Consider the following 7,544-nt stretch of genomic DNA (forward strand, 5'->3'; position numbering starts at 1 on the left):
GTAGGGCCAGAACGGTGATTTTATCCGGGTCTAGCCAGTAGGTCACTTTGTTGCATTTCAACTGGGAATGGGGCCCGGGCTTCAGCGGTTGAGTATTGGAAATATATGGGATAATAGTGAGCCGCTTTCTATGCACTGCGTACATCTAAGGGACCTGATACTCAGTAGACCTGTTTTTATTCGGTGTGTCAGCTACAGACTTATGTAATCATTAGCAGAAAATCGGTATCTGAAGTTGTAAAACAGGAACAATATCCGAGATATAGCCAGATATAACGGGACATCAATGTAGATTACACCACTATAGGATAGTAATCGAATTGATAGTGCATTCACAAAAAGGAGATTACTGTGAGTTTTAATATTTTTTTAAATTTAGTCGGAGAGCAACAAGGGGTCATATCTGCTGGTTGCAACAGTATCGATTCTATTGGTAATAAGTATCAGAAAAATCATTTGGACGAAATCCAAGTACTTTCATTAAACCATAGTATGTCACGTGAACAACATTGCAATCACCATCCCATAGAATTCATAAAACCTGTAGATAAATCGTCACCATTAATCGGGGTTGCAATATCCAATAATGAAAGGCTTACCGCTATTTTTGAAGTTTACTGGCTTAATCAATCCGGTGTAATGGAAGTTTTTTATGAGGTTAAGCTAACGAATGCAACCATTGCGAATGTGAGTTCAACTTACCCACATGTAATTAATAGTTCTGCGATAATGCCATATGAGCAAATTTCCTTGAAATATGAATCTATTACATGGGAACATAGAGTAGCTGGTACATCTGGTTATAGCATTTGGAATGATCGAGTTTATTAGAATATATATTACATATTCAATTGCTTGCACTCACGCAAGCAATTGAATAACGATAAAAATCATCTTACTTTGTCTATCAAGACATCGCTAATATAGAATGAAAACAAAATCCCGACAACAGCAATGAAGAGGACAAACTTTTCAGGGAAGAGTGTAGCCACTAGGATAGATAAACCAGAGAAAATAAACGCCAATATATAGCTTAAGATATCCAATGCAACCGAGCCGAGAGATTTAAACATAGACTCACCTCTTATAGAATATGTTTGCTAAAGCATACATTAATGCATCAGCGTTTGTATGGTCATTGGAGAGGCTTACTTTTATTAAGGGGTCTATCTTTTTTTCAATGATGAAGTAAAGCATTTCGACTTGTTGTGAATACAACATATTATAAATGATTTTATTCTCACGCCTTAACTGCCTGGCTGCCACGGCAGCTTTATCAAAGTAACTATATATTTGAAACATAGTTAACATTCTCGCCACTAATTTTCTTGACATTAAAATAACATCTGGCGAGCCTGACACCTCTAAAGCTATCAATCTTGAAATAACTTCAATTAGAGCAATCTTTGCTGCTGCCTTTACAGCTTGCTTTGCAATTGTATCGGTAATTTTTTTTTCAAGCTCAGAGCGCCTTTCTGTAAAATCTTTTTTAGTTCGCTCAGGCATTGTTGCAAACAAGAAGGTCACTATAGTCAAGGTCATTTCATAAATTACAGTAGGTTTTACTATTATAGACTTAAGGGAGTAAATCATCCGCAGATCTTCTGCGCGAATCATATCACTATATGCTGACATGAGAGACGCATATTGTGGATTGGTATACCCAAGTGTGATAGATGGTGCCATCAACGCTAAAGATCTCATCGCGCCAGTTTCAATATCTCTCACACTTTCTCGTAAAGTTCCGCTGGTTTTTTGTAAGAAAGCATCAAAGTACTTAGCTAATACGTCATTTGATGATTGGGTGTCTTCCATTTACTTACATTCCTTTTGGATGATTAATTTAAATCCAGATCAGCTTGGTCAGATGGTTGAAGTTTATCAGAACCCACGATTACCCTTTCAGGTTTTTCAACAAGGCCCAGTGGGAGCGAAGCTGCGATTTGACGACATTTGACTTCACCCCACGAAGCCAAACCGTATGCTATGTACATTTTTCACACCCAAATGGGTGTCGGAATCCCGAAAATTTCTGATATATGATGTTGTTAGTGACCCTTCGGTATCTCAATAACTCCATCAGCAATACCCTGAGCCAGTCGTTCCATCCACTTTGCAAAGCGAAAATATCCAGGATATTGCTGGCAGATGTAGTCCATCTGAACTTTTGATGCGCTGTCCATCACCCGCTTAAAGGCTTCCATATAGTCATAGCAGCCCTGCAATAGCTGAGCATCTCCATCTTCTGTCTGTGGAAATCGGGAGGCATAATCATGAACTATCTTCGCCAACTGTTGCTGCTCTGCGGTTAAGTCGATCATTCTTTTCCTCGTGAAAGTGTCAGATATTTCCTGCATGCAATCTAAGAATGCTTTGATGCCCTACCGTTTTGTTGCATTTCGACTGGGAATGGGGCGGGCAAGGGATCTCCGGTAGGGCCAGAACGGTGATTTTATCCGGGTCTAGCCAGTGGGTCACTTTGTTGCATTTCAACTGGGAATGGGGCGACGAACCTATGTCCGCTATTGCCGCATAAAAATAGATTGCCCCATACTTTTTTATGCTCTCCATGTTATACAAATCAGGTAGCTTTTAGCTTTGGTGACGGAATTTTCTGGGATTCCGGCGTAGAACCCCCAATACCGAACTTCTGACGGGGAAACGTCTCCAGCCTTACTACGACCGCGCCGACCGTCCGCGCATCGATGCCTGGCAGACCGTGGTTAACGGCAGGCTGGGGCTTCACGACCCGAACGCACCGGAAAACCGGCGGGCGCTGGTCACCCCGTCAGCCCTGCCACAAACGAAGCTGGAAGCATCAGAGACGATCACTCGTGGTCTGCTTGCCCTTGCCTCATCCGGGGAGCTTAAAACGCGTCAGGACGTCACTGAGGCGCTGGAAGCATCAGGTTTTAAGGTGGTTCGCACCACAAAAAACAGTATCAGCATTGCCGACCCGGACGGGGGGCGAAATATCCGACTGAAGGGAGCCATTTATGAGCAGTCTTTTAACGCTGGCGAAGGACTTAGAGCAGAAATCGAAAGCGCAGCAGCAGAATACCGGCGAGATGCTGAAAGCCGCATTCAGCGAGCACGAAGCGTATGTAAATCAGGAGCTGACCGAAAGCGCGAAGAGAATCAACGGCGCTATCAGCGACCACGACCGGCTGCTGGCCTCAGCCTTCGCGCAGAGTACAAAAGGGATGTTACGGATGGTCAGCAGGACGTGGCTGACCATCGTCCTGGTGTCCGTTCTGCTGATCGCCTCGAGCGGGGGCATAATGTGGTGGCAGGGGCAGCAGATACTCGACAATTACATAAGCATCCGGGAGCAGAAGGACGCGCTGGAGAAGCTGAACGCGAAAACGTTTGGTGTGAGTTTCCAGAACGACAGCAATGGGCAGTTTCTGGTATTGCCGAAAGGCGTGAGGGCAGAAACGAGCTGGACGGTGGACAACGGGAAGCGGAAAGCCGTGAAACTGGTACAGGAGTAGAACAGGATGACAGAGCTGGAAAAACAGTTGCTGAGCGCGTTAGAGCAGTTACAGCAGGATTACTCGCAAAGGCTGGACGAGTGGGCGAGCGTCTCCGTGGATTTGCAGAAGATGTTTTCCATTACACAACGGGAGAACGCGAGACTGAGCGAGCAGGTCAGCAGCTTGAGCAGACAGGTGCAGAGTTTAAGCGAGCAGCTGCACCGGTTGTCGAAAGGCTGAATGTCCTCGAACAGCGGCAACAGCATGAGCGGGAGCTTCAGCATCAGAAAACGCTGGAGCTGGAACGTTCACCGCGTCAGAAAACGTACCATGGCCCGACGCTGGGCTAAAGTGGGGAAAACAGGGCTTATCGTCAGTATTACGAACAGAACCGGCACGCACTCACCTGGCTGCATAGTCATGCAATGGGGTAAAATTTATCGGGTGCGTTTCCGGTGTTTTTCGTGATGTCTGTCGCCACTTTCTCCCGCCAGGCACCGGAAACGCCACCAACCCGGTTTCAGCGGTGCCGACAACGGGTGTTATGGTAAATAAGAGAGTCTGTTGGATATTTTAAATCTGTTTTTTTTAATAAATTTAATGGGGCGGGAAATGGGGGATTTTGAGCGTACCTTCGGAGCTGGTGCTGATTTCGATGGGATAATTGATGGGTACAACAGCGAATATCTTCGAGAAGAGCGTCAAAAAACTAAAAATTCAAAAAAAGAATTCTCTTCTTTTCAAGATGCTTTGGTTTGGGCGAAAGCTAATCCTGGTAAAACGATAATAAGATCTCCAGACGGTGTGGGGTTTATTGAAAAATGAAAGAGTGGATTCACTGTAAAACTGCAGTCATTTTTTGGACAACACTGGCTATATACGCACTCATATGTTTCACAGTGTCGTATGTTGGAGTCTATGTAACGTACATTGCAGGGCCTATTTTGTTAGTTACAGGCATTCTTGCATGGTTTACGAAACCTAGTAGCAATCCAAATAAATCTAATATGTGACTGGGCAAGACGAACGTCATTCACCCATAAAACCCGCTTTTTTAAACGGATCTTCTTGAGATCATTCAGGGAGAATCGTAATCTCTTAGCTCTGTAAACGAAAAAACCGCCCAGCAAGGCGGTTTTTCGAAGGTTCTCAGAGCAGCAACTCTTTGAACCGAGGTAACTGGCTTGGAGGAGCGCAGTCACCAAATCTGTCCTTTCAGTTTAGCCTTAACCGGCGCATAACTTCAAGACTCTCCTCCTCTAATCAGTTACCAATGGCTACCGCCACTGGCGATTTTTCGTGTCTGTTCCGGGTTGGACTCAAGATGATAGTTACCGGAACAACGTGGGGTTTTACGCCTGAACCCCTGATTTTTCCGATGTTCATGGTTAGGAAGTTGGATCCATTTTTGTCCCTTAGTTTAGAGGCAAAATAGGGTGACAGGGCCATGATTTTCATCAGGTCAGGCAGCGTAAGGTTGACGATTGATTAAAATAAATACCGCTTTGATGCCCGATCCAAATTTCAGGCAGATCTTCCCTATGCTGCCTGTCGCAACCATCGCTCTGTTTTGAACTCCAGCCGACGTATAGCCAACAACTCTTCTGCCTTGATACCGGCCTCCGCACTGTTAAAAACCATCCGACTACCACACAACACGCACTGATACGGATCCACATTCGTAAATTGTTTCATCAGCGACGCAAAGCCCGGCTTCTGCGGTTTTTCCTTCATTTCAATCCCCAGAGCGGTATAAACCCTCGGCAATAACTTCCCCCGTTTGCGGTTAGCCAGAAAACCGTAATATCTCACCATTTTAAAATGCCGTGACGGGATATGACTGATATAGCGCCACAGCATATCTTCCTGGCTAAGTCGTTGTGTGCGGTACCACTGAGTCCGGTGGTCATAGTAATGATGAACAACGGCTCCGCCGTTGTAATGGCGCAACTTTGAGGCGGCAATGGGCGGCCGTTTCAGATAACGGCCCAGGTAGTTGACGTTTTGCCGGGCGTGCTTTGTCTTTTTGGCAAAGTGGATTTTCCAGGGCCGCTGGAACTGCACCTCAAGAAACTGGCACCACTCGCGATAATCCCGAACGTGCTCATAGCTGGCAGCGGGTAAGTCCAGCTCTGCATAGCTTTCCCGCAACAGGGCGATGACGGCCTGACGCCAGTAACGCTCAACGATTTTCTTTTTGAAGTAAACCGGTCGCCAGACACCGTGTTTGAGACACAGTCCCCCGCGGGTGACGGACAGATGAATGTGGGGATGCTGATTAAGCTGGCGACCGTAGGTATACAGAGCCACAAACAGGCCTATTTCGATACCAAGTTTTTTGGCCCATTTGAGCAGAGTATTAGCGGTACAGGCGAAAAGTTTATTGAGCAAGGGCCAGTTGTTGGCAAAGGCAGGCCAGAGTTTATCGGGCATGGTGAAGGTAATGTGCTGCCATTCACAGTCAGGGAGAACATGCTGTTGCTCAGCAATCCATTGCTCGGTGGCCTTCATGCCACAGGCGCTGCACCCTTTGCTTTTGCAACTTTGGCAGAAGTATTTGGTGTGAGAACAGTGGGCGGAAGCACAACAATATCGGCGAACGCCCATTGCCCCGGTACCGCAAGCAAGCATCCGTTCGATGACGAGTTTGGTCCATTCTGGGACGACGTTACCGTGTTTTGCGAGTAACTGGCCCCAGCCATCATCAATTTGGAAGAGGAGTTTTGCGGGGCGGGCTACGTACTGGCCTTGGCTTTACCCGTAGACTGCCAAACTCGGACTCTTCGCCTGTTTATCGCTGCCACCCCTGTTATAATAGGCTATGCCTCAGCGGGTTACCTTTCGTCTGAGGCAGGGGCGCGGGGTGTTTCGGGGGCGTCACGTCCCGCAGAGTCCCCGTGTTATTGGCTTTACCCCTCCCCCACCGGAAACTCCCCAAAAATACCCGTTTTTAAAAATGTCCGATCACCGATTTAATTTCGCTACTTTCAACAGTCACTTTGGCTTTGTTCACTATCCGTATAACTGTTCTTTCAGATACACCAGTGAGCCTTGCTGTATCCCTGATACTTTGGCCATTTTTGATGCGCAGCTCTATTATTTTCTCATGCAGAATGCGATCTGCCTGTCGTCCCTTAAATTTCCCCGCCGCTTTGGCTTTGGTTATCCCCTCTTCCTGACGCCGGCGTCGGTCACTGTAATCTTTCCGCGCAATAGCCGCTAACATATCCAGCATCATGCCATTGATGGCTGTCAGCATGGCCAGAGTAAACTCATCAGGTGCATTCAGAGTCAGTGCCTGATGACTTGTGGGTAGATCCAGACTGACAACAACAAGCCTTTTTTCTTGGATAAGGTATTTTAGTTTTTGCCACCCTGCTTCATCCAGTCTCGATAATCGGTCAACTTGTTCGATAAGAATAATGTCACCCGGGGCGGCATCATCGAGTAACCGTAAAAGTTCTGGCCGCTGGAGTGACGCCCCGGACACATTTTCGGTGTACCAGCTGGCCATCCGAAAACCTTTCTCTTCAATAAAGGCTTTCATACGGTTTTTGGCTCGGAGTGCGTCTTGTTCTTTCGTCGAGGCGCGGAGATAGCCGTGAATGTACATTTTTTGCCCATAAGTGACTTTTAGGTGATGATCATAATGTACATGACAGATAGGTGATGATCCAATGGGGAAATGACCATAATTTTAACTATGACATTAGGGTGTGCTTAAATGTCATATGTGATAATAAAATTGCTTGCAATTATGTCCGTTATATCGGACAGTTTTATTGGTTAAGGGAAATGAGGGATGTTTGATGCCATATACGGCGAAGCGATACCAGGAAGAAAACGGCAAAGTGCCTTATACGGACTGGATAAAGAAGCTTAGGAAAAAAGACCCTCGCGCTGCTGTAAAAATTGATAACCGAATAGACCGCGCAGAATCTGGAAACTTCGGGGATCATAAATTTGAGCGAGATGGAGTTTGGGAATTAAGAATTGATTACGGGCCTGGTTATCGAGTGTATTACGCAGTAGAAAATAAAGAGATTATTCTCCTACTCATCGGCGGTG

At 46.1% G+C, this 7,544-nt stretch carries 7 protein-coding genes and 1 pseudogene; 4 read left to right on the forward strand and 4 right to left on the reverse strand.

What is annotated here, in order from left to right; all coding sequences use genetic code 11:
- Positions 1 to 351: 351 nt before the first annotated feature.
- Positions 352 to 831 carry an Hcp family type VI secretion system effector gene (locus AEP37_RS21720; protein ID WP_025384497.1) on the forward strand — a complete coding sequence of 160 codons (480 nt, stop codon included), beginning with the start codon at positions 352 to 354 and terminating at the stop codon, positions 829 to 831.
- Between the two features lie 246 nt (positions 832 to 1,077).
- Here the strand turns inward: AEP37_RS21720 and AEP37_RS21730 are convergent, their stop codons facing one another.
- Together AEP37_RS21730 and AEP37_RS21735 are read right to left on the reverse strand one after the other, a co-directional pair.
- Positions 1,078 to 1,815, reverse strand: a complete 738-nt coding sequence (locus AEP37_RS21730; RefSeq protein WP_049615287.1) for a hypothetical protein — start codon at positions 1,813 to 1,815, stop codon at positions 1,078 to 1,080.
- A 233-nt stretch (positions 1,816 to 2,048) separates the two neighbouring features.
- A complete protein-coding gene (locus AEP37_RS21735) occupies positions 2,049 to 2,321 on the reverse strand; it encodes a hypothetical protein (RefSeq protein WP_049615288.1) in 273 nt (90 codons plus the stop codon).
- 314 nt (positions 2,322 to 2,635) lie between these two features.
- On the opposite strand from AEP37_RS21735, the pseudogene mbeA reads away from it, so the two are divergent.
- Together mbeA and AEP37_RS21750 are read left to right on the forward strand one after the other, a co-directional pair.
- Positions 2,636 to 3,826: pseudogene (mbeA, locus tag AEP37_RS28095) on the forward strand (plasmid mobilization relaxase MbeA); the annotation flags it as partial.
- A gap of 214 nt (positions 3,827 to 4,040) precedes the next feature.
- A complete protein-coding gene (locus AEP37_RS21750) occupies positions 4,041 to 4,301 on the forward strand; it encodes a hypothetical protein (RefSeq protein ID WP_156168716.1) in 261 nt (86 codons plus the stop codon).
- Positions 4,302 to 5,015: 714 nt separating this feature from the next.
- Here the strand turns inward: AEP37_RS21750 and AEP37_RS21755 are convergent.
- A complete protein-coding gene (locus tag AEP37_RS21755) occupies positions 5,016 to 6,185 on the reverse strand; it encodes an IS91 family transposase (RefSeq protein ID WP_072086387.1) in 1,170 nt (389 codons plus the stop codon).
- 241 nt (positions 6,186 to 6,426) lie between these two features.
- The gene (locus tag AEP37_RS21760; protein ID WP_049615293.1) at positions 6,427 to 7,089 is read right to left on the reverse strand and encodes a recombinase family protein; all 663 of its coding nucleotides are present in this window, start codon (positions 7,087 to 7,089) and stop codon (positions 6,427 to 6,429) included.
- Positions 7,090 to 7,285: 196 nt separating this feature from the next.
- Here AEP37_RS21760 and AEP37_RS21765 point away from each other — a divergent pair.
- On the forward strand, positions 7,286 to 7,544 hold a 259-nt coding region (locus AEP37_RS21765), incomplete at its 3' end, for a type II toxin-antitoxin system RelE/ParE family toxin (protein ID WP_049615294.1).

The organism is Yersinia pekkanenii (assembly GCF_001152565.1).
In the GTDB taxonomy this organism is placed as follows: domain Bacteria; phylum Pseudomonadota; class Gammaproteobacteria; order Enterobacterales; family Enterobacteriaceae; genus Yersinia; species Yersinia pekkanenii.